This is a genomic window from Vibrio sp. 1978 (assembly GCF_033344345.1).
Genome location: NZ_JAWPOP010000004.1, coordinates 122,835 through 147,602, shown reverse-complemented (window position 1 = coordinate 147,602; position 24,768 = coordinate 122,835). Strand labels below are relative to the sequence as shown.

Here is a 24,768-nt window from a genome sequence, read left to right as displayed (position 1 = left end):
ATTCTCAATTTGAGATTCATATTAGTGGACATGCTATGAGGCTGTATAAGGCAGTAGTAAAAGAAAAGCACTCGCCGACCGAGTGCTTGTAAATGAGTTCTTATGGCGGTTAGTTTCCGTACACTACGTTAGGTAAAGTGGTGATGACAGGAACACCAAGGTGTTTTTCTAATGCTCTTTTTGAGCGGATAGAGTTATCGGCTAACTCAAGTATCGTCGCTAATCCAATGCCTAAACCAGCGCCACCAATAAATCCTAAAATGACAAATACAAAACTAGGTAAGTTAGTTGGAATCGTTGGCGTGAACGGTTCATCAATGATTTTTACGCGCTTATTCTCTTCAAACTCTCCCAAAGAACCCGTTAGTTGGGCCATCTCATAGCGTTCGACGAGTTCATCATACATTTCTCTCTTCACTGCGACGTCACGAGCTAAGCGGTTGATTTCTGTTGCTGTGCTCCCAAATTGGTGCGCATTTCGCTCTAATTCTTGGATCATGTCTCGCAAGCTGTTGGTTTCTTCCGTAAGTGCTTCAAAACGTCCGCGCATCATTTGTAATTGATGTAGTTGGGAGACAAGTAGAGGCTGTGCTTCGCCAAGACTGTTTACTGTGGTATTGCTCGCGATATCCCATAGTTGAGCACTGTTTAGTTCTGGTTGTTTAGAGTTCAAGAGTACCGAGCGTTCCTGCTCCAACCGGTTTAATTCTCGCAACTTACCTTGCACCAAACTATGCGCCTCTGTGTATTTAGCGCGAAGCAGGGTAAGTTCACTACGAATGTCGATGATTTGCTCTTCCAGTTTACCGATAACCGGGTTCGTTTTGGATAGTTGTTGATCCAAACTGCCTAGACTTCGTGAAACACCAGCAAGCTCCGCCTCCTTTTCGGCTAGCGTTTGTTTGAGGCTAGCAAGGCGAGTAAGGCTTTGAGCTTGCATTTCGGGCGTCGCGTCTGAGTAAGTATTTTTATACTCTGCAAAAGCTTGTTCAGCCTTGTCTAGTTCTTCCCTGCGTTTGTTGATATGGATAGTCAAAAAATGACTCGAATCTTTAATCGAAGAACGCTCAGGAGCCAAAAGCTGTTCGACAAAATGCTCTCTGACAGAGAGCAGCATCGACTCCATTCCTTCTGATTTACCACTTTGCAATTGAATTTGAATGAAGTCTTTACCGAGTGGCTGAACAGACAGGCGCGACGCAAGATCTTTTATGATGAACTCTTGCTCTTTTGCACTCATCTCGTCATTGATCAGCGATTGTTCTTTTGCGACAGAATACAAAACGTGTCGGCTTTTTAGCAGAGTACTGAGTGCGCTCAATCGGTCTTTAAGCATTGTTGAGACGGCAAGGTCTTGAAGGAACGGGTTCATTTTCGCTGTTTCTTGAATAAGCATGCTGGTGTGAGCAACATAAGTCGTCGGAACCAGCTTACTTACGATGAAACCCAGCACCGGCAAGACAAGCATAGGGATAACGATCATGTAACGACGTCGCCAAGCGCCATGTAGTAATACACTAAGGTTCTCTCTCAAATCGTTCATAGCGTCCTCACTAATTTCTCAACTTGGTTGGCTCTTGCTTCCCAGCTTTGCTGTTGAACATATTGCTTTGAGTTTGCTGGGGGTGGGAGCAAGTGATCGAGACTGGCACATACGTCTTCTAAATTTTGAACTACATGGAGCATATGCTTGTAGGGCATTAATGCAGGAAACGGTGTGCTGATAACAGGGGTTCCTGTTGCCAAGTACTCAAGAAGTTTAAGCGGATTACATGCCTTGATTTGAGCGTTATCAACAAAGGGCAACCAACTGGCATCCCAGTGTTGGGAGTAACGTGGCAGAGTGTGATGCGCTCTCGGGCCCAGGTAGTATACGTTGCATCTTTGTGGAAGTGGATTATCACTGAACTCGTTAGGGCCGATGAACACGAGATCCCAGTCAGGCGCTTGGTCTGCGACTTGGGCAATTAAGTCGTAGTCTAACCATTCAGACAAACTGCCATAAAAGCCCAGCACTTTGCGACCATTATTAGGAAAATCTTCAGCCTTAGGTGCTGGCTCAGAAAACAGACTAAAGTCGACACCGTGAGGCAAAGTGACGGTTTTACCAGATGGAAATCTGGTGGAGAGTGTTTCGCTTGCCGTAAAGATAACGCTGGCCGCATTAACAAGAGTACGTTCGTGCTTGGCCACCGTGTCGTGGTCAACACCAGCTAAAGCGCTAAAGTCATCGCCACAATAGTAAATCAGTCCACGTGGGTTCATTTCTGCACAAAGATCGGCAGCAGTCGGGAGCGACGTCCAAAATACAGGCTTATCAAAACCAAGAGCTTGTAATTGTTTATTGAGTTGGTGTTTCATCATCTTAGCGGCCACTTTTCTTGCTAATGCAGAACTAGGGGCAGGAATGGTGAGCAAGTTGATGATGTGAATGTTTGGGTTTGTTTCAGAGTCCAATGTTGGCTTGTGTGAGCCTACGTTATGAAATACACGAGTGAGTTTGTTTAACGCACGCTGTATGTCTTTAGAATCCAGCTTAGGTTGACGAAGGCCAATGGAGTTCACCCAAAGGATTCGATGGTTCGCTGCTAGTTGCTTGACAATATGCTGAGTGGAAGAGGGTAACCCACCAAAATCTTCTCCAAATACTACGATGTCCGTCATGTGGCTCTCCTTGAGTCTTGGTTATTTGATTACTAATTAAGTGAGTAATCACAATGCGTGCCAAGGAATTAGCCATTTTAAAACAATGAGTTATGGGTTTTGTTTATGTTTGAAACTAGGATTTCTCATTTTGACAATCACTTTGAACGATTCGGCTAACGACAACCGTTAACGCCGCTAGAATGTAAATTGGCCAAGTGAAACCTTGAGTCAGAAACGTACCTGATACGATGGTACCGATAAGCCCACTTAACACGGCGTTTGCTCCTACAGAGAGGGTGTAATCTGATTTTGGTGTCAGCAATGAGATGGAATGCAAAGAGGTGCGGATCAATGACACAATTAAAGTAATGAACACCGCGAGCCCGACAAAACCCGTTTCTGCTAACACGCCAAACCAAGTACTATGGACGGCGTGGTTGATACCATCCCAGTGTGGGCTATAGAAATAGTAATTAAAGTAGAAGTTATCTAGACCTACGCCAGTCAACGGGTGATGCAGCGCCATTTTAAATGCCGCTTCCCACGCATAAAGTCGCCCCATCGCAGAGGCATCTATACCATCCTCAGCGGCTCCCCCCGATTCTCGTCCTGAAATACCAGCGAATGCGTAGAGTACGATCGCTGCGATAGCGCCTAATACCAAGACTAATGTTTTGCTTTTGATGTGTTTAAAAGCAAAGTAGGCAAATACAGACAGTGAACCTAGTAACCCCCCGCGGCTCTGCGTCTCGATGATCGCAAAGAACAAAACCAAACAGGTGATAAGGGCAAAGAGTCTGAGATGCTTGGGGGAATGTTTCTCCATCAATTGACTAACGGTAAAGGCAAGGGGAAACATCAGCACTAGTGCCAAATCGTTAGGATCACCAAGTACGGAACCTATGGATCGTCCTATCGACACGCGCGTCCCTTCAACCAGATCAATGCCATTCGCAGCGTTTTGTAATGCCACTAGACCAATCAATAATCCGGCGAAAATAATTGCTTTTGACATCTGAGCGAGCTGTGAAGGTTTAGTAATAAGCCAGGTGATGGCCAACGTCATAATGATGATTTTCCAATAGGTGTTTTTGAACACCGTTATTGCGATATCACGACTGGAAGCGAATATGATTCCGATGATCACCAGACCCCAAAATATACACAGCCACTTTAATGAAGGGTGCCAAAAAGCTGTAATCTGGCGGCTTATAAGAAGGTGAAAAGCGAGTGCGGCGAGTGCCCCCAATGATAACAGTAATGGGATCTTGAAGTTATAGATAACAGGAAAGGCTTCGTGAATACGAAAGAATGAAAAAATAACGAACAGTGTGACAAGCCAAAACGTTTGATTGAGAACAAACAGTAACGCGAGTGGTGCGAAACACAACGCAACAATCAAAATGGGATGAGGCATAACAACCCAAAGCAGGCCGATACCGACAGTGATCGTCAGTGCTGCGATGGACTGTTTTGTTCTCACCTTGGTTTCATTCATAACGAGTATCTCTTCACCTGTCCACGCCGTTTCACTATGTATCGAGTGAGAGCATTGAGCGTCTCTTTAGTCATGTAGCGAGTGGCTATCCCTGCCAGCAAACTGCATGTCAAAATGCAAATTGCGATGGCGATTCCTATTGATTGTGAAGAGTGAAGCAGGAACAGTGCCACACCGGATATAATCTGTAATAAAACCATCAGACTTAGGTGAAAAGGCAACGTCATACATTGTTGGCCTACTACATAAGTCAGGCCCAGCTTACACAGTTGTGCGTAATAAAGCGCAATGAACACACCATAAATACCCAGAGAAGATAAGCCAAACAGCAAAGCAATCGCAACGCACGCAGAGACGACATTTATACCCAGTAGCCAGCGAGTACGACGCTTGTACAAAATGGAGATGTTAATCAACTCACTCCATTCTTTTAACATGGCGATAGGTAGCAAGAATAAGCTGAATAGTACCGCCTCATGATAGGTTTCTGGCAGTAAGTAGGTGATCATCACCATTGCTAATGTACCGACCACTACACTCAAACCTGTAATGTAAATCATACCTAAGTGTGTGATGCGCACTGCTTCAGTGTTCTTGCGCCCTTCTAAGTAGTTAAATCGACGTGGCATCCACCACATGCCAAACGGCTGCACTAAAATACACATGCCCACTGCAAATTTTACCGCTATCGCGTAAATCCCTAACGTCGCAAGAGAAGTGTTGGCACCAATGAACCAGCGTTCAGCGCCATTGAGACAAAATGCTACTAAACCGGCCATCATCATTGGTAGGCAGTAGTTTAGGTATTGTTTTGCCAATGTCAGCTTAGGCAGGGTGACATTGTAACGGTTAACGATGTGCAGCCAAACAAATTGAGTAATAGCAGCCAACAAGCCACCCCACAAAACAGAAATAACATGGGGATGAACAGACAGCGCCGCGACGATAAAAATGACCTGAAAAATGGTGGTAGTGACCATGACGTTAAGCAGAGTTCTTGCTTTGTCGTCTTGTGTTCTTAACCAGGCAGTGCCGATTGCAATACTGCCTTCTAGAACGATGGCAAACATAACAATAGCAAATTCGACTCGCGTAAAAGGCGCGGGAATGGGGGCGATTAAAATGATAGTGAGCAAGCTAAGAGCGACGACGCCAGCGATGAGTAAAGCAAGTGAGTACAGCTGGTTTAGTAGGCTTGTGCGCGTATTTTTATCCTTTTCAACGCCGACGAATCGATAAAGCGCTTCATGCAAAGCGAAACTGACAAACAAGGTCGTAACAACACCAAAGGTTGTTAGAAGCTCAAGCTTGCCCATTTGTTCTGGTGAGAGAAAGTGGGGCAATACAGGCAGCATGATTAGGCTGATGCTTTTATTGATCACTAAGGCGATAGCAAATAGCGTCATGTTGGTCATTGCTTTAGACATGATCATATCCTTTGATGTCTCGCGGTGTCTTGAGTGTGCAATCATTGTTGGTAGCAATTTCGGCAGCAAGGTGCTGGGCGATTGGCAAATAACAACGTTCGGCTGTGTATAGTTGAGAAACATTGAGTGCTTCGATACCCATCGTTACTTTCATCCACGGCGATTCATTCAAAAGGCGAATTGCGTTGTGTAACGAAGCCACATTGTTAGGCGAGTATTTAATACAATTTCGGCCGTGAGTTAACACGCGGTCCCAATAACTATCATCATGTGGAATGACGACACACATACCTGCAGCGAGCGCTTCCAAAATAGATAACCCAAAAGGTTCGTTGAGACTGGTGGAAACAAACACACCACACTGTGAACGCAATTCATCTAAGTTGTTTGGGCACTCATGCCATTCAACACCTTGTGTGTTGAAGTCCGGTGTTGAATATTCCACACCTGCCACGTTAGGTTTGATGTAACACACGGTGGATTTGATCTTTTTCGACTCATCAAGTGTTAAAGCATCAAGCAAAAGATCGATGTTCTTCCATTTTAGTAAGCTAGCTGCCCAGAAAACGCGGCTTGAAATCGGATTCGCTTGTTTTGGCCAGCGATCTTTCGATAATCCATTAACAAACGTAGATGTATTCAAACCACACCAATAGCGTTCGGTGGCTGGCTTCTCTGTTTTGAGGTAGGCCTGTAATGCTTCTACCATTGATTCGCGGGTGTTTGCCAAGTAGTAAATTGCCGATGCTTTTACTAAGCAGTAGCCAGCAGATCTCGATCGTCCGATAGGGCCATGAACCATCTGTACCACAGGCTTTTTGCTAATTAATCGTAGTAAGTACAAAGGCATATCATTACTTGGGCAAGATAGGCCCAAAAAGCTATCTATTTTTGGCAGCTTCATGCACGCGTAGAGAAGTTGGAGAAAGTAGTAAGCGTTCATCAACCAGTAGGTCAGGCCATGAGTCGAGTTAAATGGTGATGGTTTTATTTTTATAACTTGCACACGCGGTGTATCACTAAGCAGTGACGCCCAATGCTCTGGATTTGTAGTGAGTAGATAACCAATCACGTTCAGCTTATCGCACTGCTTAAGGAGCTCTGCATTCGCGATTTTGGATCCACCTTGCATTGGGATGGCGTCGAACATCAATACACGTTTCATGACCGGGCTCCTCAATTGATGCTCAACCAGCGTGAAAGAGGCTTCATGCAGTGAGTCATTGGCATTGGTGTAATGGCGTTATTATTAAGTTCACCTTCGTAAATACGTTCAATAGCGTTGATAGATGCAGTCGTCGTTAAGTGCTGGCTAGCATGTAGGTAAGCGTTTTCCGCCAGCTTGTTTCTTAATGCCGCGTCTTGCATGACTTGTTGAATCGCGTTTAACAGGCTCGCCATTCCACTGTTCTGGTACAGCAATGCAGAGTGATTATGCTCGAACAACTCAGGAATGCCTCCCGTTTTAGGAGCCACGATAGGCAGTTGAGCTAAAGCCGCTTCCCCGAGCACGAGACCAAAGGCCTCTTCATAGGCGCCGCTAATAAAAGCGTCTGCATTACCACACATCCACTCTCCGGCATTGTGTTGCTCCCCGACAAAGTGCACTCGCTCTTGGATACCAAGATCCGATGCAAGCTGTTGCAATGCTTCTCTTTCTTCGCCGTCACCAACAATAACAAGGTGAGGGTTGTTGTGGTGGTAGTTGTGCATGCGCATTGCGCGAATAAGGCGGTCGAACCCTTTGCGCTTAATCAGCGAACCCACCGACAGAAAGGTAAAGGCCTGTGATGGGATTCCGAGGCGATCTTTAATGTCGATGGGTGTATCCACGCCTTGAAGTGACACGCCGTTGTGTACGACATGAAGTTGGTTTTGTGGGTAGCCGTCCTGAAGAATTTCGCGTCCAACATCTTTGCTAACGCAAATCAATTTTGGAGAGAGGTGAAGTCCGAGAGAGAAGCGATCGCGCAATGTATAATGGCAATGAAGTTGCGTGACAAGTGGTATATGATTCATGCGAGCAGCCAAACACATCCATTGACAAGGGCCGCCGCTATTGACGTGTACCAAGTCGATGTTGTGCTTTTCGATCAATGCTGAGCCTTGTTTGATAAGGCTATTCCACCCGCTAATATCCCAGCGCGGAGCGCTCCAACCACCCACCAAATTGAAGGCTGAATGTTCCGCTTCAATTCCGAGCGATTGGCACTTATCGATTAATGGTTGGCAGTTGGACCATACGAATGGCTCAAACTTATCGCGGTCGATTCCTGAAATGAGATCCAGAAGCACCACTTCACTGCCGCGAATCCAATTATCACCATAATGAACATATAGAATGCGTTTTGGCGTAGTCATAAGTCACCTCTGTCTCATCATTAATCTGCGTTAACTGCTGAGCTGCAATAGAGATGCCAAAATATGCCATTAGTTTATGTGATTGAATCTTATGTGATATTTATGTTTGGAACTCATCATTCTCATATTGAGAACCAATATGGATTAGTGATCCGTTTCAATTTGATATTTTTGTAGCAATACGGGAATCACACTTTGCGCTGAGAAATCATCAATGATGGTTTGTCGAGCATTCTGGCGAATGAGTGATTGTTGCGCTTCACCAATCGACATCCAGTCATGAAGACATTTAGCAAGAGAGGGAATGTCTTCGACGATAAAACCATTTTTACCCGTTTGGATAATATCTGGAAGACGACCTACACGTAAGCTCATCACGGCAATGCCTCTCGACATGGCTTCAAGCGCCGCCATTGGAAGACCCTCATAACGAGAAGAGATGATAAGTACGCTGATATTTTCCCAAACACCTTCCATATCGGTTTGATGGCCGAAGAAAGTCACATTTGGAGGGGCAGTTTGATTAAGCGATTCTTTTTCTGGGCCATCACCGTACACACTAAACTGTAATGTTGGACAGAGCCTCGCTACCTCAATAAATTGATCGGCGCCTTTTTCCTGACTCAATCGGCCGACAAAAGCGATCTCCTGATAGTTGAGTTGACTGTTGGGAATCGAAACAAAGTTATTCAGCAGTTCTGAAGAACAAAAAACTTTGCGCTGAATACTTGGACTGACAGCAAAGCAATAGTCAGATAGGCTGCCTGAGCTTCTATCAAGCCAATCGTATAGCCATAGCTTCCCTGAGGACGATTCACCAGCATGATAAGTTGAAATCAAACGAGGAAACGTACGGGTGAGCAGTTTGGCGCAGCGCGACAAAATCGACGCTTTATAACCATGGGAGTGAACCACTGAGGGTTGGTGATTGGCGACAGCGCTTGTTAGGTGTTTAATTTTTAAAGCTTTATTGGGCTCGCCAGACAAATAGTTTAAGTAACTCACAGGGATCGCGGCTTCTTTTGCCTTCTGTACAATTTGAGCGGCTGGCGAATACTCAGTGGTTAGCACAACTCGAGCTTTGTTTCCAAAGGCGATTAATCCCCGAGCTAGCTCGATAACGTGACTTTCAATGCCGCCGAATAGACGGCTATCAAGCAAGATCCAAATTTCACCAATGGCAGGTTTATCAAGATTGTTCGAGATTAATTTCATCCGCTTCCCACGCTTGTTTTTTTCGGTAAACCGTAGATGGGCTTAACTCCAGCATGACAGCGGCGTTGAGGACGTTGCCATCACAGTACGCAATTGCGTTTTGAATTGCTTCACGCTCTACTTGCCACATAGGGCGAATGGTTCCATCAGAGTTAAAGTACGGTGAGGTAGCAGCAGAGGCCGGTGTACCAGGCTGCTCTGCTGCGGTAATCGACGGTTCGACCGCAGAAGGTGAAGGTTCCTCAGTATAAACAGGTGGTGGTGTGATTGGTGCAATGTTTGTTGACTCTTGAGCAACATGCGCAGGCGTCGTTGTTTTCGTCACTTTAGACTTTTTAGTAAGTTGAGCGGGTAGGTGGCTCACCGTGACTTTTTCGTCGTTATTAAGCACCACAATGTTACGTATGATGTTTTGTAGTTGCCTTACATTACCCGGCCATTCGTAATGCTTGATGATATGTTGAGCTTCACTGTCGATTGTTGAGAATTTCTTTTTGTCCTGTTTGGCGTAAGTGGTCAAGAAGTGCTTGGCAAGCGTGACGATGTCACTTCCTCGTTCACGTAATGGGGGCATATCGATAGGTATAACGTGCACACGGTAGTATAAGTCTTCACGAAAACGACCTTCTTCTACTTCTGTTAATGGATCTCGGTTAGTGGCACAAATGATTCTCACATCTACTTTCATTTCTCTAGTGCCACCAAGAGGGGTGTAAGTGCCCGTTTGTAGAAAACGGAGCAACTTCTTTTGCATCTCAAGTTCCATTTCACACAGCTCATCAAGAAAAAGCGTACCACCATGTGCCAGCGTCGCCGCACCTTTTCGATCTGTTGTTGCTCCAGTAAAGGCCCCTTTAACGTGACCAAAAATCTCACTTTCCATCAAATCTCGTGGAATAGCCCCACAGTTAATTGCAATAAAAGGCTTGTCTTTACGGTCGCTCTGGCGGTGGACGGCTTCAGCACAAACTTCTTTACCTGTGCCGCTTTCTCCCACAATAAACACACTGGCAGAAGTTGGCGCAACAGCATCAATGGTCTTGTATACCGCCTGCATCGGGAGGCTTGAACCGATGAATCCGTGATAGTTGTGGCGATCAAACTTGGACTGAATATTTTCCACCAAATCTTCCAATTTGGCGCGTTTAAGGTGCAATGCGACTGATGTTTTTAGGCGATCAGCGTTTATGGGCTTTTCTAAGAAATCTTCCGCACCTTTTTGAATTAGATTAACGGCTAAGTCGACGCTGCCGTGTGCCGTAGCAATAATAACGGACGTAGGAATGTCATTCTGGTTGATCCAATCCAACACGTCTTCGCCAGACATGTCGGGCAGTTTCAAATCGAGAATGATGAGCTGAGGTTTGCTTCTTTCAATAAATTGAATCGCTTCGCGACCTGTCTCGACATGAAAAATGTCATAAGGTTCGTCTTTCACATACTGCTTATAAAGTATGGCTAGTGAAGTAGAGTCCTCTACCAGTAACACCCTTGGTCTCATAGTCCCATCCCAACGTAGTTTGTTTCATTTTTTATGATTTTTGTCAGCACTACTATTTGGCATTATGAGTGGTTTATAGCTCTCTAGTGCTGAAAATTCTCAATTTGAGAAAAGCGTTATTTAAGTATTAGCACAAGGTAGGAAATTTGCGAAAAATCCATACTTTTTAATTGATTAAGTTATACCCAAATAATTTCAAGGTGTGTGGCTTGGCGAGGGTGACTGAATTTGGAGCCTAAATTTCTGAGATGATGTCGGCATCGCGCTTTATCAAACGCGATGCTTTGCTAGGGAGTAAGACACTGATACTACTCAAACCCTTGAGCTTTTCGCTTTTCTAACGCATCAAACGATTCATTGGCGAGTTGAGGAAGTGTTTCACAAAGCTCCAATGCTTTTGGTATTTTTCCTTCGACACAGTACTTCTCAATCATTCTTGCTTGTCTTGAAAGCGTTCGATTGCCTAGAGCGAGAGCAGAACTGCCCAGTGTGTGAACCTCGAACTCTAATGTTTGAAGGTCTTTTGTGCTTAATGCTTGCTCTATTTTCTCCATGCGATCGCGTGACTCTTCGACATAGTGATCAATCAAGGTAGGGATGATTTCGGCGCACGTATCTTTGATCATTTGCTGAAGAATATGCTCATCCACTAATTCTTGCTCGATAGTCAATGTGTTATTTATCGTCATAATAGCGCTCCCTATAACATAAACAGTTCGCTTTTTTTAATTTGCTGAGACAGTTTTTCTTTCCACTTTTTTGGTAAGAAACGCAGCTTGGAAACTTGGCGGATTAACTCATCTTTCAGGCTTGGAGTGTGCTTCATGTTCAGTACAGAACCAATCAAGTTCGCATCGCTAGCATCGAGTAGCTTTTTGGCTTGCTCGAGCTGGGTTGCAGTCGTAGAGCCATAATGCGCTACTAACAAAGTAGCATCACATACGCCAGCAATCACTTGAGGCGCAATATTGCTTCGGTTGACACTAAGAAGTGGCGATGTATCTATCACGACGCGCTCGTACTGCGTTAACCATTGTGCAATGTTTTGTTTCAGCGTTGTTGGGTCTCGGTACGCTAACTGAGTGCTGGCGAGAGACGGAGCAGGGAGGCCGACTAAAGTTTGATGTGTATTCTCTCGTGTGATCAAATGGCCAACCTTCTCGTCATCATCAAATTCGTGAACAGTGTGATAAGCGGGTTTGAATAAGTTAAGGTCTACATACAAAGTATTGTGGCCTGCTAAAACCAAGCGCTCTGCAAGAGATGACGCCACGGAAGTGACACCATCTTCAGATTTACAACCCACAACACAAATCGTTTTGTGGCCTTTCTGTTCACTCTGAAGATAAATTTGCTCAATCTCAGCGTGAGTTGCAGGAATAGTCATTACAACGCTCCTATTAACACGATGGTTGTGGTGATTTGTAAAATATCTCTTAATCCGGCCCTCGCTTTTTCAACAAAGCTTTCGTCTTTATGGGGAATGTAAATCGTGTCGCCTGCGCGAATGACTGGCAGTTCATAAATGTTGGCTGTTTTACTAAAGTTCACCAAATCAAATGTTCGGGCTTGGCCCTGGCAGCAAGACATATTGACCACACTGATCTTTTCAAGGTAGGCATTATCAGTTGGTCCTCCTGCTTCCGCTAAGAGATCAAGCACAGTCATGTTGTCATTGAATACGTACCGCCCCGGGTCTCTTACTTCACCTAATACGCGTACCGTGGATTCTTTTGAACGATCTAACCAGTTTTTGTTTTTTTCTGGAATGTAAATGGTATCACCAGGACGAACGTGGGGCAGAATTGACTCATCGCCTGTTTCAAAGTACATCGATAAATTCAATTTACTCACTTTGGCATAACCTAGGCCTCGGTGTGTGACACGAATGTTGTGAATATCTGCATCCATTGTCGGTCCATCGGCGGCAGACAAAATATCCAGAAAATGCATATCTTCGGTGAAACGATAGCGCCCAGGTGCATTGATTTGCCCGAAAACGTATATCGATGCGTCAGAGCTTTGGCTTACCCATTGCGACTTATTATCGGATGGGTCGTCAGGCAATGCATGTACCCTTACGACTGTACCAGCGGAAACTCGAGGTAGGCTTGATGTTGGTGAGCCATCCAGAATGTATTGGTCTAAGTCAAATTGTGTCATTTGACCGTTATTGGCGACTTCAATTTTGGTGGTATCAGCTCGTCGAGTTGGGCCACCAACGTGTGCAAGCAGATCAATCAAATCCATTTCGTCTGACCACTCGATGCGTCCAGGGCGAACAACTTCTCCCATCACTGCGACCGCTCGACTAGGTGCTACTTTTAACCAAGACTTCTCATTGAAATCGGTTTTCTCCGGCACGAAAATCGCATCTCCTGGTCCAACATTTGGTGGTCTGGCTGAAGATAGTCCTTCTGTATGCGCGGTAAGATCGAATTTGATGACTTTGCCATCGGCTTTTATAACGCGAATTTGGCGAGATTCTGCGTAGCGAGTGGGCCCGCCAGCGTTGGCGAGGATATCCATGAAGCTAGCGCCTTGCTTGCCTTCGTATGCCCCAGGATGGGCGACTTCACCCATCACGTAAACCACATTTGCACCTGCTTTGATTTCTTCTTCCTGTTTTGGGACAAAGATGGTGGCACCTGGCAGGATCTCTGGCAGTAGGCTTTGGTCTCCAGTATCAAGGTACTTTTTCAGGTTAAACATGGTTGGGTTATTGTTTGTTATCACGCGAATTTGCTCAACACTGGCATATCGTGTCACGCCGCCAGCTCGCATTACGACATCAACTAGCGTGGTGTTTGGCTTGTATGAGAACGAGCCAGGTGCGTTGACTTCACCAAAGACTTTGATTGCACGAGCGGAATCTGCGCTGTCACCTGAATTCGCGAGTTTTGCTGCATCAAACTCTTGCTCAATATTCCCTACGAGTGGGGAAGCGGGGACAAATAAGACATCCAGTGATTCTAGTTTTGGCAGTTGGCTATTGTCACCCGTATCAAGGAAGCGTTTGTAGTCAAATTCAATGTTTTTATTTCCACGTTTCACGATCATTTTATCAAGCTGAGCCCCAGCGCGCAGGCCGCCAGCTTCGTACACAAACATTTGAATGTTGGACCCAGAAGGTAAGGTATATTCACCGGGTTTGACCACGTAGCCTTGAACGGACACTAACAACTGTTGCTGTTTAATAAAAACTCGAGCGTTGTTAACGTCACGATACACGGTCTTTAGCCTGTCGATAATCACGTCTTGGAGTTGTTTTTCATTGTAGCCGGCCACTAATACAGGGCCGACTTCTGGTAAATTAATTCGTCCACGACGATCAACCTGAAACCCTTGGTTTAACGACGCCTCTCCAGGTAAGTTAATCTGTATTAAATCACCGACCTTAACAGTATTGCTCTCATCCGCTATGGAAGAAGGTACCCACGCGACCAGACACAACAACATTAAGAGGATAAATGGTTTCATCGTGTTCATAGCGCGCCTCCTGCCGTTGGGTTGCGGTTTATTGAGCTATCGCTATCTGAATTAGGGCTAATAACCTCGATGCTTACTCGACGATTAGTTAAACGCACGGCGGATGTTTCACCTTCATAGAGTGGCAGGTTATCTCCGACAGATTTGGTAGTGACTCTCTCTGAAGTGATACCAAATACGGTTAGGTAACGCTTTACTTGTTCCGCACGCGCTTGAGCAAGTTTCTGGTTGTAATCGGGTGTTCCAGTTGCATCCGCATGCCCCGTTACTACAAGAGATAGGTTGGGGTGGTCACGTAAAATGTAGGCTGCTTCTGCCAAATGTCCCATGTACTTCGGGTTGATTTCTGCTGAATCGACAGCAAACTGGTTGTCGATATTAAGTAGTGCATAGATATCCGAGACTATGTTTAGGTCGCTACGTAGAGCTTCAATATCATCGGGCGGTGTGCAAGTGGTTTGGCTCAGTACGTAGTCGAGTTGTTGTTCGAGCTGGTTTAAGCGTCGACGCTGAATCACAAGGTCGTTGGCAGCGTCGAGTAAAAGCCCACCTTCTAACTCGCGCGCAATTCTATTTTGTTTTTCAAGGGCCTGAACAACTGCCGCAGGAAAACACCAGCGCGCGCCCTCTTGGATTAGTGCGTCTAGATGTAACTTGGTCAGTTGCCAATCAAACCTTAACCCATGTTCTGGACCTAAAGGCTCGTCAGGCATCACTGGGGAAAACTGATAATTCTCGATCGAGATATCTTGATAGCTTTCCGCCAAGCCACCTTTCCCGTGTTCTGGGTAGTCAAACGACGAACAACCAAACATGCCGACAACAAGACCGCTTACTGCATATCGTCGTATAAGATTTACCATGCCAACCTCCGTTTAAACCGGTATTTTTAGTGTCCTTTTGAGTTAACGGGAATGGCATGGTTGATACGAAGCAAGCTCATGATTTCTAAAGGTTGGCCTGATACGTTTTCAATACTCATGCTTCTTTCACGTTCAACTAGACGCTTATATAAGTAAACAATGGCACCAATCCCTGAAGAATCAAGAAATTGGACGTGCTGTAGGTTAATTTCGACTTCTTTGTGATGATTGTTGTGAATTACTTCATCAATGTGATGTTGTGCTTGTCGACAGCCACTTGCGTCTAAGTCACCAAAAAACTCAATGGCTAACTTGTCTTGATTGATTTCTAGTTTGCGTAATTCCATGACTCTGTCTCCGTTTGTTTTTCTAATTGGATATAGAGCAGGTAACGTGCCAATTTGAAATTAATTAAAAATCAAATAGTTAAATATTGTTAATGATATTGTTCAATTTGAGAAAGGACTGATTCTCAAATTGAGAATCAAAAACGCACACAGAAATGGTTTGCTTATAAGAGGTGTTGAGCCGAAAGAAGTCGTTAGAGCGGGGGCATCATAATTAGATTCCACCTCGATTGACGAACCATCCGCCTTACGTGAATAACGTGTAACGACTAAATGCAAAACCTGTCATAAAGTTTATGATTACCTTTGCAAATTATTACTAATGTTGATTGTTATGAGTCGAAGAATAACTAGTAATAAATAGGTCATCGAGAGGACTTACGTTTCAATAAAGGCGATTTTTTGTACAAGGTCTTCTTATGCCATTAAAAATGACATTAATTGCGTTGGCTGTTATGGCTGCGTCTTCACAGCCTCAAGCGGATACTTCTCTCGCACCACCAGTTTCTCTTGCACAAAGCTATCAGGATGGCATTGATGTGTCTGAATATTGGTATAGCGAAAAACTTGATGGTGTTCGCGCTTATTGGACTGGGCAACATCTCGTGACGAGAAATGGTAATCGAATCTACGCCCCAGATTGGTTTACAGGACCTTTGCCTGATTATCCGTTGGACGGTGAACTTTGGGCTGGGAGAGGTAACTTCCATCTTGTTCAGCAAACGGTATTAGATAAAACTCCTGTAGAGTCTGCTTGGCGACATATCGACTTTATGATCTTTGATATGCCATATTCCGCTGGTGATTATCGGAAGCGTTATTACAACATCAAAGCCTTAGTGCTTGAAGTCGACCAGCCTCATATCAAATATGTCGAGCACCGAGCCATTCAAAATGAAGCTCATCTGTTTACACAGTTGGATAAAATTTCAATATCCGACGGTGAAGGGGTGATGTTGCGGAAGGTATCAAGCCGCTATCAGGCTGGACGCGGTAGTGATTTGCTTAAACTAAAACGATACGCAGATGATGAAGCGTTAGTTGTGGGTTATAAGCCAGGAACAGGGCGCTTATTAGGTATGATGGGAGCAATGTTAGTTCGCTTACCAAATGGCATTGAGTTTTACATCGGTAGCGGATTTACCGATGAAGTGCGTCGCCAGCCTCCGAAAATTGGTTCAACCATTACATTTAGATATAACGGTTTTACACATACTGGTAAACCACGTTTTGCTCGATTCTTGCGTGAAAGGCTGAAGGAATAGAACGCTCTGCACTTACTAGTTGCCAACGGTTACGCCACATCGTTTGAAGAGACCCTGCCAAAACTGAACGTGGTTTAGGGTTTCTTGCCTAAATGTCCTATGTGCCTCAATTATGCCATACTGGTGACCATGGAGTTGCATACGGTTCTCCACCAAAGTGGCACCATCATTAAGTTGTTGATAGGTACTGTCTAAATAAGCCAAATAAGGTTGCACTTCTTCAACGTAAATGGATTGAAAGACATTTCTTAAGTAGCGGAACTGGGTGGTGTCTCTGTTCGGCCCGCACAATACATTGCTCTGGTTCTGCTCAAGTAGCTGAGTTGTCGCTTTTAACCAAAGGGATGTGTTTACCATTGAATAGTAAAGTCGTCCGAGTAAACGAGATTTCTCTAACTCTTCTTGATATTGCGTAACTTCCACATCGGGTAGACGTGAGACCGCGCGGTGGGGTAAATCATACATTTCGCTGAAAATACGATAGACATCGTTAATGCGTGCAATATCATTCGTCGTGTCTTGAGATAGCCAATCAGAGGCAGTTAGTTGCTTCTGCATGGCATCACTTACGAGTAGTAAGTTGTCGAGATGAATGTCTAAATGTTGCCACTTGGTTGAGTAAAGCTCTGCCAATGTCGCGCGTTCTTCATCGCTAAGTGGAAATTCGGATAAACATCGATGCATGACTCTTAAAAGGGCAGTTTGATAATCAAAATCATGAAAGGCATCCTGCACCTTTCCAAGTTGCGAGTTTTTCTCAGCAAGTAAATTGAAGAGTCCGCACTGTCGTAATTGATAGCTCTCTAGCAGGCCAATAGATAGCCTTGGCAATGGCTCGAACAAAACGCGTTTCGCAGGAATCGTTACCGTAGACTGTAATGTTATTGGAATAGCAGGAGCTTCCAATACATTGGCTACACGTTGATGATACTTATCAAACATGGCGTTCTCTGGATTGAACCAGTTATCACAACCATTAAGAATCAAGATTAAGAACAATAAAATAGACCGCACAAATATCCTTTTTTATAACTTCGTATCCGTTGTCTAGAGAGCAAAATCAACCGCTTCGTAATCTTGTTATAAGTATACTCAACCGTGTGATTATTCGATCAAAAAAGCCAGCGGAAGCTGGCTTTTTTACTTTTTATTGAACTGAAAAGTTCAATTGCACTTCTGGCTCTTGGCGATGCATCCAACGCATTCTGACGCCTAACATAAAGGCAGCAGAAGATAGGCCGATGATAAAACCAAGCCAGAAGCCTTGTGCTCCCATTGGCTCAACAATCCAGTCTGTACGGCCAAGGACGTAACCAATTGGGAGCCCAAGAATCCAATAAGCAATAAAAGTACGGTTGAAGATGGCTCGCATGTCTTTATAGCCGCGTAATGCACCAGCTGCGATCACTTGAACCGCATCCGTACATTGATAAACAGCGGCAAACACGAGCAGGTGCATCGCTAGAGTGATTACCTCTGGGTTGCTAGTATAAAGCTCGGCGATCCACTCACGAGACAAGACGGTTAAAATCGCTGTGAGAACGGACAATGCTAGACCAACCATAATGCCGACTCGTGACGCTACGCGCGCGCCATCTACGTTTTCTTCACCAAGTCGATGGCCGACACGAATGCTTACTGCTGCACCAATACTCATTGGTAGCATAAATACCAACGAGGAGAAGTTAATCGCGACTTGATGCGCTGCCACAATGATAGGACCCAGTGGTGAAACGAGCAGTGCAACAACAGCAAACAATGTCACTTCAAAAAACAGCGCTGCTGCAACAGGAAAGCCGAGCTTGAATAGACGAACTTGCGCTTTCCATTGTGGGCGATGCCATTCTCCAAATAGGTTGATGCTTTTCAATCGCTCTGATGTCATCACATACAGCAATAGCATGGCAAACATGACCCAGTAAACAATCGTGGTTGCTACACCACAGCCAACACCGCCTAATTCAGGTGCACCAAACTTGCCGTACACGAAAATCCAGTTTAGAGGAATGTTGAGCAGCAAACCGATAAAGCCAATAACCATTGCCGGTTTCGTCAATGACATACCATCCGTAAAGCTTCTAAGCGTTTGGAAAAGTAAAAAAGCGGGTACTGCTAATATAACGGCATGAATGTATCCCACCGTTTTTTCAGCCATCAGTGCTTCAACATCCATCAGCCCGAGAATAAACTGGGTTTGGAGCAGGACTGCAATTATCGGCACACTGATCAGCAATGCCAAAACGACGCCTTGCTGAATTTCAAACGGTATTTTCACTCGACGACCAGAGCCATTTAACTGTGCGACAACAGGGACCAATGCCATTAATAAACCCACCCCAAACAAAATGGATGGTAGCCAAATACTTGAAGCGACAGAAACCGCAGCCATGTCGGTGGCGCTAACGCCGCCAGCCATTACGGTATCAACAAACCCCATACCAGTTTGAGCGACAGATGCGATCAATACCGGGGTCGCCAATTTGATAAGACTTGATGCTTCTTCTTTATAGCGATGCACGAAAAATACTCCAGAGCGGAACAATAAGTTGAAAGAATGAGAGTACTCGAGGGCAAAAGATGTGGTGAACGGATCTGATGGTTGATTTTAGTCACGATAAGGTGAAAAAATGCCTCGGAGAAACTCCGCGCAAATGATAAACAATTGTATGTTTATATTCCATAGCTAGGTAGTGAATAGTCGATAACACTGACTGGACGCTCTCCACGCTAAGGATACGCTTTTACTGAGAACAGCAGCGAATCATGGTAATGTTGAAACATGCATGAGAGCAGACCAGTGTTCATTAAGCCGTTGCTTTATCGTCTGCGGTCTTTATTTCCGGCCCGTAGCGCAGTGTTTAAGGCTTAGTCTTCAACTACAGTTGGTATGAAATCAATAGGTAAAAAGAAATGTTTACAGGAATAGTTCAGGGTACGGCGAAGGTCGTTAAAATTGATAAAAAAGAACGCTTTCAAACGCACGTTGTCGAGTTAAGCGATGAACTTTGTAAAGGGTTAGAAATTGGTGCATCCGTTGCACACAACGGATGTTGTCTAACTGTGACTAAGATCGAAGGCAACCTTATCAGTTTTGATTTAATGCAAGCGACATTGGCTCTTACTAATTTAGGTCGGCTGGTGGAAGGGGATAGCGTAAACATTGAGCGCGCGGCTAAGTTTGGTGACGAAATAGGCGGGCATAGCATGTCTGGTCATATTAGTTTGACGGCAGATATTGTCGATATCATCGATACGCCCAATAACCGCACGATTTGGTTTCAACTGCCGCAAGAATCAATGAAATATGTATTAGCGAAAGGTTACATTGGTTTAGATGGCTGCTCGCTAACTATTGGTGAAGTTGAAGCGTGTCGTTTTTCGGTACACCTAATTCCAGAAACCTTGCAGCGAACGCTTTTCGGAGTGAGACAAGTAGGGGAGCGTGTTAATATTGAGTTTGATCCTCAGACTCAAGCAATTGTTGATACTGTTGAGCGCGTTCTTGCAGCAAAACAGCTTTAGAATGAGAAAAAGGAGCCTAATGCTCCTTTTTCATTTAAGCGTTTTTATATTTCTGATGTTCACATGCTCGAGCTGTTATTCGTAATTGTCATCGATAATTAGTTCGACCTTATCTTGTAACTCATCCACTCGCATATTTAGGTGGATAGCGTGGCAACAAGCTGGGCAATCATCATAAAACTCTTGGTCACCATTACTTGCATCCAATGTAATGCCGATAGAGTGTCCGCAATGCGAGCACTTTACATACCTTTCGGTATAATTTTTCATACAACAACTCCTAATCTCGCAGGGCTTTTAAACACACTATTCATCAAGGAAGTACAGCCCTTTACTTACTTTGCCTACAAGGAAAATAGGCACAATCCAAAGTTAAGTCTCCTTTGATATTAGGTCGAGTTGTTGCTAATTGAGTCGAAATAAGTACAAAACTTGACCCCAAACTCAACCTTGAGCTTAGGGTGATCTTCTGTAGTGATGTGCCTCGAGATTTTACATATTGAAATATGCAGTGGCTTCCAAATTAATAAGAAATGATTTTATTAATAACCAGTTGAGCCTGTTCCAAGTAATGGCCGCCAAACAAATTACAATGGTTGAGAACATGGTAAAGGTTATAGATATCTTTACGCTCTTCATAGCTTGAAGAAAGTGGCATAACCGATTCGTAGCCTTGATAAAATTCTGGTTGAAATCCACCAAAAAGCTCCGTCATCGCAATATCACACTCCCTGTCCCCCCAATAGCACGCAGGATCGTAACAGATAGGACCGAATGCAGTGAGTGCCGCATTTCCATTCCATAAATCGCCATGCAACAAAGAAGGTTCCGGAGCATGGTTTGCTAGCCGCTGTTTTACGACATCGATAAAGTCATCGATATCAACCAAGGTGACGCCTTTTTCTTTAAGGAGCTGTAATTGCCATCCTATACGTTGCTCAGCAAAGAATACACACCATTTCTTGTGCCATTTGTTGGGCTGTAGAGTCGAACCGAGATAGTTGTCGGTATCAAAACCAAACTCTTTTTGCTCGCCCCACTGGTGTAGGTGAGCTAATTGCTGCCCAAATTTAAAGCTGTTGGGACCATCTTCTAATGGTTTCGTTGGAAGGTAGTTAAGAATTAAGAATGAGGCATTTTTGGTTTTACCAACCAATACCACCTCAGGTACAAATAGGGTGGATGTTTCACGCAAAAGATGCAGGCTTTCAGCTTCTACCTCAAATTTCGACAAAAACTCGCGATCGTTAATTTTCACAAAATAACGTTGCTCGCCATCATTGATCATGTAGCTTTCACTGATATCCCCACCAGACAGCCTTACTTTTTCCGTGATCTGGTAATCGAACAATAAAGTATCAGAAAGCTGTTGCGATATTGCTTGCCACATACAAAACCTCGCGAATCTATTTGACCACCAATAGTTTAGGATAAATAGCAGGGAGTTGGCGCTATGTTGAGCATACTTAGTAAAGAAACCTTCCTCTTAGTGTAGTCAATTTGTATAAATGTGAATCAAATCGCTTATAAGCCTCTGATTTGTTGGCTTAGCATATGGAGATGGACGTTTACAACAGGTATTATGATTTTTTTGACGTTAGTTCCATTGGTGGCATGAAAATACTGATATGTGATGACTCAGCTGTTGCAAGAAAGCTTATTGCGCGTTCTATCGTACAAGATACATCATTGCATCTTATTGAAGCGCAAGATGGTTATGAGGCGCTTAATATTCTTGCTGAGCAAAATATCGATATTTTGTTTCTCGATTTAACGATGCCCATAATGGATGGTTTTGAGGTCCTCGAATCATTACCTGTTAGTCAGTACCCGACCAAAATCGTCATTATTTCTGGAGATGTTCAACAAGAGGCAAAACAGCGCTGTCTCGATCTTGGTGCTCAAGCTTTTATCGCTAAGCCTCTGACAGAAGAGCAGGTGCTCCCACTATACGAACAATTAGGGCTGCATTATGCGTTCAAACCTAGTCATTCGGTTGATTCTAAAAACCAGGGTTGCGAAGAGCTTTCCTTACTAGCCAAATTCCGTGAAATTGCGAACATTGCCCTTGGTAAAGGGGCTGCGATTATGGCTGACCATTTACATGAGTTCATCCAACTTCCTGTTCCTCATGTTGGACCGTTGTCCTACGGCGAGCTTCATATGACACTGGTTGATGTGGTTGGGCGTGACAGTTCCGTTGCGGTAGCGCAGAGGTTTGTCGGTGGTGGTATTCACGGAGAGGCACTGGTGTGCTTACGTGGTAGGGATATCAATCAGATTGGGGAAAAATTAGGTTACCTCCTTGAGTTTACGCCTCATAATGAAATCATCTTGAATATCTCTAACCTACTGGTCTCGTCATTTCTCACATCATTGGGCGATCAACTCGACAAGCAGTTCTCACTTCGTCAGCCAGGCATTGTGGATACCTTAACACCTTATTGTGAAGAGCAAGGCGAGTTGGGTGAGCTCTTTACTATCGAATACACCTACATGGCAGAAGCGCTCGATTTCGAGTGCGAGGTACTGTTTTTAATTGATAAGCCATCCGTAGAAATAATCTATGAAATCATGGAGCTAATCTAATGTCCGATATCACGCTGGACATAGCAGACTTTCATTGGGTCACACAAATTCTCGATACGATGGATTCAGGGCTTATTGTTTTGGATCAAGAGTATAAAGTGTGTGTGTGGAACAGTTTTATGCAGTCATACAGTGGCGTTCTATCACAAGAAATTCTTGGTGAATGTTTATTTGAGCATTTTGAAGAGCTGCCAAGAACTTGGCTAGAAACCAAGATAAAAGCTGCCGCCGATCTGGAAACTCGTTCTTTTTCTAGCTGGGAAAACCGACCGTACCTTTTTAAGTTCAACAATTTTTCTCCGGTTTCAAACAGCAGTGATTTTATGTATCAAGATATCGTGATCACGCCGTTAATTGGGCTTTCAGGAGAGGTCAGCCACATAGCGATTCAAGTCAATGATGTTTCTGAAACTGCGAGAAATCGCATTCATTTGAAAGAAACAAATCAACATTTGTCGGAAATCAGTCGCAAAGATGGTTTAACAGGTTTATTTAATCGCGCTTATTGGGAGCAATCATTGAAAGATGAGTTTGCTCACTTAAAAGTTATCGACGGACCATGCTCATTAGTAATATTCGATATCGACCACTTTAAGAAGGTGAATGATACTTATGGTCACCCGACAGGGGACGAAGTCATTCGTCGAACCTCTGCCTTGTTGAGAAAAACAGCAAGGAGCAGTGACATCTGCGGTCGTTTTGGTGGTGAAGAGTTTACCGTACTACTTCCTCACACAAACCAGGAGCAAGCTTGCTATTTCGCAGAGCGTTTGCGCAAAAGAATTGAGCAAGAGATCGTGAAAGTGGAAGATTTTTTGATTAATTACACGATAAGTATTGGTGTTTGCGAGTATAAGCCTTATTTTGAAACTCACACTCAATGGTTAAAGAGTGCCGATGCTGCGCTGTATCGTGCAAAAGAAAATGGTCGTAACCAAACCTGTTTGCATGAAAATGACTGAAATATAAAAAGGTTTGAAGAAACCCTGTATCCGAATTCAGTGAAGCAAAGCTCAATTGTTTGAAAATCATCCAGTTGGTTCGTGAATGTTTGTTAATATGAAATAAGTTAATGAAATTTTCTCGGCATGTCTTACTATTGAAACTATTCTGCTTTCAGCTTCGAAGGCTTGCAATAAACGGAGAAAAACAGTGGTTTTAGAAACCGATGGATATCTCGCTCTTATCGAGCACTTGTCTCTAAATCTAGATATTTTTACGACCGAAATTGGCGACACTGGATCCGAAAGCATCGAAGATGTTGTCACCGATATGGTGGCTTCAAACATCATGGCGATTTTTGAGCAAAATCCAGAACTTCACTCGAGCGTACGCTTCAAATTATTGAAAGAGGCTGATGCAGTTGTTGAAGATCTTGGTGAGATATTGGCTGGGGTATGGCATAAAAAAGCGACCAATGAACAGATCACGTTCCTTGATGAATACATCGCTCTGGTCAAAAATCTGTTCGATAATGCTGTTGCGACTTACGACTGATATTGTTTTAACTTACAGCAATGTCCGGTTAAAGAGTGAGAGGAGTTACATTGTAACTCTTCTTATTTGCCAAAACTTAGATGCCCAGTATGGGTTGTCGATTCTTGAAATAATCACACCTCTAGACGTCGATGCATGCATGAACTGCTTGTTACCCAAGTAAATTCCGACATGATAAGTTGTACGTCTTGTTTTAAAAAACACTAGATCCCCTTGCTTGGCATCCGTCCAACTTAACTCCACACCTTGCTTTGATTGCTGCTTCGTTGTCCTTGGTAACGAGAGCTGATAAGCCTCAATAAACGCTTTTTGTACAAATGCTGAGCAATCAATTCCAGATTTCTGTGTCCCGCCTAAGCGATAAGGCGTGCCGTGCCACTCTGAGTAAAAGTCGAACAAGTCAGGGTTGTCCGACAATAGCTGATTTGTAGGTGTTGTCACCTGTGCTTGCTCACTAGGCTCAGGCCCAGAAGAGCAGGCGCTTAGTAGCACACTGATTATCAAAGGAAAATATACTCGACGCAAATCACCACCTGTCATCTCTATGA

General features: G+C 44.2%; 23 protein-coding genes. 5 read left to right on the top strand and 18 right to left on the bottom strand.

Annotated features, from left to right (window positions below):
- Nucleotides 1–109: 109 nt before the first annotated feature.
- The 13 genes from R8N49_RS05920 to R8N49_RS05860 all read right to left on the bottom strand — a co-directional run bounded on the left by R8N49_RS05920 (nucleotide 110) and on the right by R8N49_RS05860 (nucleotide 15,347).
- On the bottom strand, nucleotides 110–1,543 hold the full coding sequence (locus R8N49_RS05920; RefSeq protein ID WP_005377649.1) for a GumC family protein: 1,434 nt from the start codon (nucleotides 1,541–1,543) through the stop codon (nucleotides 110–112).
- Nucleotides 1,540–2,664, bottom strand: coding sequence for a glycosyltransferase (locus tag R8N49_RS05915; protein WP_258489955.1), 1,125 nt, complete (start codon nucleotides 2,662–2,664; stop codon nucleotides 1,540–1,542). The genes R8N49_RS05920 and R8N49_RS05915 overlap by 4 nt, the downstream gene beginning before the upstream one ends.
- Nucleotides 2,665–2,779: 115 nt before the next feature.
- A complete protein-coding gene (locus R8N49_RS05910; protein ID WP_162497020.1) occupies nucleotides 2,780–4,144 on the bottom strand; it encodes an O-antigen ligase family protein in 1,365 nt (454 codons plus the stop codon).
- On the bottom strand, nucleotides 4,141–5,571 hold the full coding sequence (locus R8N49_RS05905; protein WP_213986341.1) for a lipopolysaccharide biosynthesis protein: 1,431 nt from the start codon (nucleotides 5,569–5,571) through the stop codon (nucleotides 4,141–4,143). Before R8N49_RS05905 ends, R8N49_RS05910 begins: the two co-directional genes overlap by 4 nt.
- Nucleotides 5,564–6,736: a glycosyltransferase gene (locus R8N49_RS05900; RefSeq protein ID WP_186584272.1), complete on the bottom strand. Its 1,173-nt coding sequence runs from the start codon at nucleotides 6,734–6,736 to the stop codon at nucleotides 5,564–5,566. Before R8N49_RS05900 ends, R8N49_RS05905 begins: the two co-directional genes overlap by 8 nt.
- An 11-nt stretch (nucleotides 6,737–6,747) precedes the next feature.
- Nucleotides 6,748–7,932 (bottom strand): glycosyltransferase, encoded by a 1,185-nt coding sequence (locus R8N49_RS05895; protein WP_186584270.1) that lies wholly within the window; start codon nucleotides 7,930–7,932, stop codon nucleotides 6,748–6,750.
- A 144-nt stretch (nucleotides 7,933–8,076) separates the two neighbouring features.
- On the bottom strand, nucleotides 8,077–9,147 hold the full coding sequence (locus R8N49_RS05890; protein ID WP_053307083.1) for a glycosyltransferase family 4 protein: 1,071 nt from the start codon (nucleotides 9,145–9,147) through the stop codon (nucleotides 8,077–8,079).
- Nucleotides 9,122–10,648 (bottom strand): sigma-54-dependent transcriptional regulator, encoded by a 1,527-nt coding sequence (locus R8N49_RS05885; protein WP_186584269.1) that lies wholly within the window; start codon nucleotides 10,646–10,648, stop codon nucleotides 9,122–9,124. Before R8N49_RS05885 ends, R8N49_RS05890 begins: the two co-directional genes overlap by 26 nt.
- A 308-nt stretch (nucleotides 10,649–10,956) precedes the next feature.
- The gene (locus tag R8N49_RS05880) at nucleotides 10,957–11,337 is read right to left on the bottom strand and encodes an Hpt domain-containing protein (protein ID WP_005377636.1); all 381 of its coding nucleotides are present in this window, start codon (nucleotides 11,335–11,337) and stop codon (nucleotides 10,957–10,959) included.
- Nucleotides 11,338–11,348: 11 nt separating this feature from the next.
- Nucleotides 11,349–12,035 (bottom strand): AAA family ATPase, encoded by a 687-nt coding sequence (locus R8N49_RS05875; RefSeq protein WP_005377635.1) that lies wholly within the window; start codon nucleotides 12,033–12,035, stop codon nucleotides 11,349–11,351.
- Nucleotides 12,035–14,137: an SLBB domain-containing protein gene (locus R8N49_RS05870; protein WP_186584268.1), complete on the bottom strand. Its 2,103-nt coding sequence runs from the start codon at nucleotides 14,135–14,137 to the stop codon at nucleotides 12,035–12,037. The genes R8N49_RS05875 and R8N49_RS05870 overlap by 1 nt, the downstream gene beginning before the upstream one ends.
- Entirely contained in the window at nucleotides 14,134–15,000 is an 867-nt protein-coding gene (locus tag R8N49_RS05865; protein WP_065274524.1) for an OmpA family protein, read from the bottom strand. The genes R8N49_RS05870 and R8N49_RS05865 overlap by 4 nt, the downstream gene beginning before the upstream one ends.
- Nucleotides 15,001–15,026: 26 nt before the next feature.
- Complete coding sequence (locus R8N49_RS05860; RefSeq protein WP_017634929.1) at nucleotides 15,027–15,347, bottom strand: STAS domain-containing protein; 321 nt, start codon at nucleotides 15,345–15,347, stop codon at nucleotides 15,027–15,029.
- A gap of 419 nt (nucleotides 15,348–15,766) precedes the next feature.
- Between R8N49_RS05860 and R8N49_RS05855 the strand changes: the two genes are divergently transcribed.
- On the top strand, nucleotides 15,767–16,612 hold the full coding sequence (locus tag R8N49_RS05855; RefSeq protein WP_191116136.1) for a DNA ligase: 846 nt from the start codon (nucleotides 15,767–15,769) through the stop codon (nucleotides 16,610–16,612).
- Nucleotides 16,613–16,627: 15 nt separating this feature from the next.
- Here R8N49_RS05855 and R8N49_RS05850 read toward each other — a convergent pair whose 3' ends face one another.
- Nucleotides 16,628–17,626 carry a DUF3080 domain-containing protein gene (locus R8N49_RS05850; RefSeq protein ID WP_132936654.1) on the bottom strand — a complete coding sequence of 333 codons (999 nt, stop codon included), beginning with the start codon at nucleotides 17,624–17,626 and terminating at the stop codon, nucleotides 16,628–16,630.
- A 133-nt stretch (nucleotides 17,627–17,759) separates the two neighbouring features.
- Complete coding sequence (locus R8N49_RS05845) at nucleotides 17,760–19,130, bottom strand: MATE family efflux transporter (protein WP_005377626.1); 1,371 nt, start codon at nucleotides 19,128–19,130, stop codon at nucleotides 17,760–17,762.
- A 392-nt stretch (nucleotides 19,131–19,522) separates the two neighbouring features.
- Here R8N49_RS05845 and R8N49_RS05840 point away from each other — a divergent pair, with 392 nt between their 5' ends.
- Nucleotides 19,523–20,134, top strand: coding sequence for a riboflavin synthase (locus R8N49_RS05840; protein ID WP_005377625.1), 612 nt, complete (start codon nucleotides 19,523–19,525; stop codon nucleotides 20,132–20,134).
- Between the two features lie 75 nt (nucleotides 20,135–20,209).
- Here R8N49_RS05840 and R8N49_RS05835 read toward each other — a convergent pair whose 3' ends face one another.
- Together R8N49_RS05835 and R8N49_RS05830 are read right to left on the bottom strand one after the other, a co-directional pair.
- A complete protein-coding gene (locus R8N49_RS05835) occupies nucleotides 20,210–20,404 on the bottom strand; it encodes a CPXCG motif-containing cysteine-rich protein (protein ID WP_318189877.1) in 195 nt (64 codons plus the stop codon).
- 253 nt (nucleotides 20,405–20,657) lie between these two features.
- Entirely contained in the window at nucleotides 20,658–21,524 is an 867-nt protein-coding gene (locus R8N49_RS05830) for a fructosamine kinase family protein (RefSeq protein WP_005377623.1), read from the bottom strand.
- Nucleotides 21,525–21,748: 224 nt separating this feature from the next.
- Here R8N49_RS05830 and R8N49_RS05825 point away from each other — a divergent pair, with 224 nt between their 5' ends.
- From R8N49_RS05825 to R8N49_RS05815, 3 genes are all read left to right on the top strand, one after another.
- Nucleotides 21,749–22,723, top strand: coding sequence for a response regulator (locus R8N49_RS05825; RefSeq protein WP_021033872.1), 975 nt, complete (start codon nucleotides 21,749–21,751; stop codon nucleotides 22,721–22,723).
- A complete protein-coding gene (locus tag R8N49_RS05820) occupies nucleotides 22,723–23,685 on the top strand; it encodes a GGDEF domain-containing protein (protein WP_025766666.1) in 963 nt (320 codons plus the stop codon). The genes R8N49_RS05825 and R8N49_RS05820 overlap by 1 nt, the downstream gene beginning before the upstream one ends.
- A gap of 190 nt (nucleotides 23,686–23,875) precedes the next feature.
- Nucleotides 23,876–24,220, top strand: a complete 345-nt coding sequence (locus tag R8N49_RS05815) for a DUF3802 family protein (RefSeq protein ID WP_005377620.1) — start codon at nucleotides 23,876–23,878, stop codon at nucleotides 24,218–24,220.
- Between the two features lie 45 nt (nucleotides 24,221–24,265).
- On the opposite strand, the gene R8N49_RS05810 is transcribed toward R8N49_RS05815, so the two are convergent.
- The gene (locus R8N49_RS05810) at nucleotides 24,266–24,760 is read right to left on the bottom strand and encodes an NlpC/P60 family protein (protein WP_186584267.1); all 495 of its coding nucleotides are present in this window, start codon (nucleotides 24,758–24,760) and stop codon (nucleotides 24,266–24,268) included.
- Between the last annotated feature and the right edge of the window lie 8 nt (nucleotides 24,761–24,768).

What these genes read in the sequence shown, in the direction of transcription:
- R8N49_RS05840 (WP_005377625.1), top strand. Translation starts at nt 19,523, where the DNA reads ATGTTTACAGGAATAGTTCAGGGTACGGCGAAGGTCGTTAAAATTGAT.
- R8N49_RS05830 (WP_005377623.1), bottom strand. Translation starts at nt 21,524, where the DNA reads ATGTGGCAAGCAATATCGCAACAGCTTTCTGATACTTTATTGTTCGAT.
- R8N49_RS05860 (WP_017634929.1), bottom strand. Translation starts at nt 15,347, where the DNA reads ATGGAATTACGCAAACTAGAAATCAATCAAGACAAGTTAGCCATTGAG.
- R8N49_RS05875 (WP_005377635.1), bottom strand. Translation starts at nt 12,035, where the DNA reads ATGACTATTCCTGCAACTCACGCTGAGATTGAGCAAATTTATCTTCAG.
- R8N49_RS05905 (WP_213986341.1), bottom strand. Translation starts at nt 5,571, where the DNA reads ATGTCTAAAGCAATGACCAACATGACGCTATTTGCTATCGCCTTAGTG.
- R8N49_RS05900 (WP_186584272.1), bottom strand. Translation starts at nt 6,736, where the DNA reads ATGAAACGTGTATTGATGTTCGACGCCATCCCAATGCAAGGTGGATCC.
- R8N49_RS05870 (WP_186584268.1), bottom strand. Translation starts at nt 14,137, where the DNA reads ATGAACACGATGAAACCATTTATCCTCTTAATGTTGTTGTGTCTGGTC.
- R8N49_RS05895 (WP_186584270.1), bottom strand. Translation starts at nt 7,932, where the DNA reads ATGACTACGCCAAAACGCATTCTATATGTTCATTATGGTGATAATTGG.
- R8N49_RS05915 (WP_258489955.1), bottom strand. Translation starts at nt 2,664, where the DNA reads ATGACGGACATCGTAGTATTTGGAGAAGATTTTGGTGGGTTACCCTCT.
- R8N49_RS05880 (WP_005377636.1), bottom strand. Translation starts at nt 11,337, where the DNA reads ATGACGATAAATAACACATTGACTATCGAGCAAGAATTAGTGGATGAG.
- R8N49_RS05835 (WP_318189877.1), bottom strand. Translation starts at nt 20,404, where the DNA reads ATGAAAAATTATACCGAAAGGTATGTAAAGTGCTCGCATTGCGGACAC.
- R8N49_RS05910 (WP_162497020.1), bottom strand. Translation starts at nt 4,144, where the DNA reads ATGAATGAAACCAAGGTGAGAACAAAACAGTCCATCGCAGCACTGACG.
- R8N49_RS05885 (WP_186584269.1), bottom strand. Translation starts at nt 10,648, where the DNA reads ATGAGACCAAGGGTGTTACTGGTAGAGGACTCTACTTCACTAGCCATA.
- R8N49_RS05820 (WP_025766666.1), top strand. Translation starts at nt 22,723, where the DNA reads ATGTCCGATATCACGCTGGACATAGCAGACTTTCATTGGGTCACACAA.
- R8N49_RS05920 (WP_005377649.1), bottom strand. Translation starts at nt 1,543, where the DNA reads ATGAACGATTTGAGAGAGAACCTTAGTGTATTACTACATGGCGCTTGG.
- R8N49_RS05855 (WP_191116136.1), top strand. Translation starts at nt 15,767, where the DNA reads ATGCCATTAAAAATGACATTAATTGCGTTGGCTGTTATGGCTGCGTCT.
- R8N49_RS05825 (WP_021033872.1), top strand. Translation starts at nt 21,749, where the DNA reads ATGAAAATACTGATATGTGATGACTCAGCTGTTGCAAGAAAGCTTATT.
- R8N49_RS05865 (WP_065274524.1), bottom strand. Translation starts at nt 15,000, where the DNA reads ATGGTAAATCTTATACGACGATATGCAGTAAGCGGTCTTGTTGTCGGC.
- R8N49_RS05890 (WP_053307083.1), bottom strand. Translation starts at nt 9,147, where the DNA reads ATGAAATTAATCTCGAACAATCTTGATAAACCTGCCATTGGTGAAATT.
- R8N49_RS05810 (WP_186584267.1), bottom strand. Translation starts at nt 24,760, where the DNA reads ATGACAGGTGGTGATTTGCGTCGAGTATATTTTCCTTTGATAATCAGT.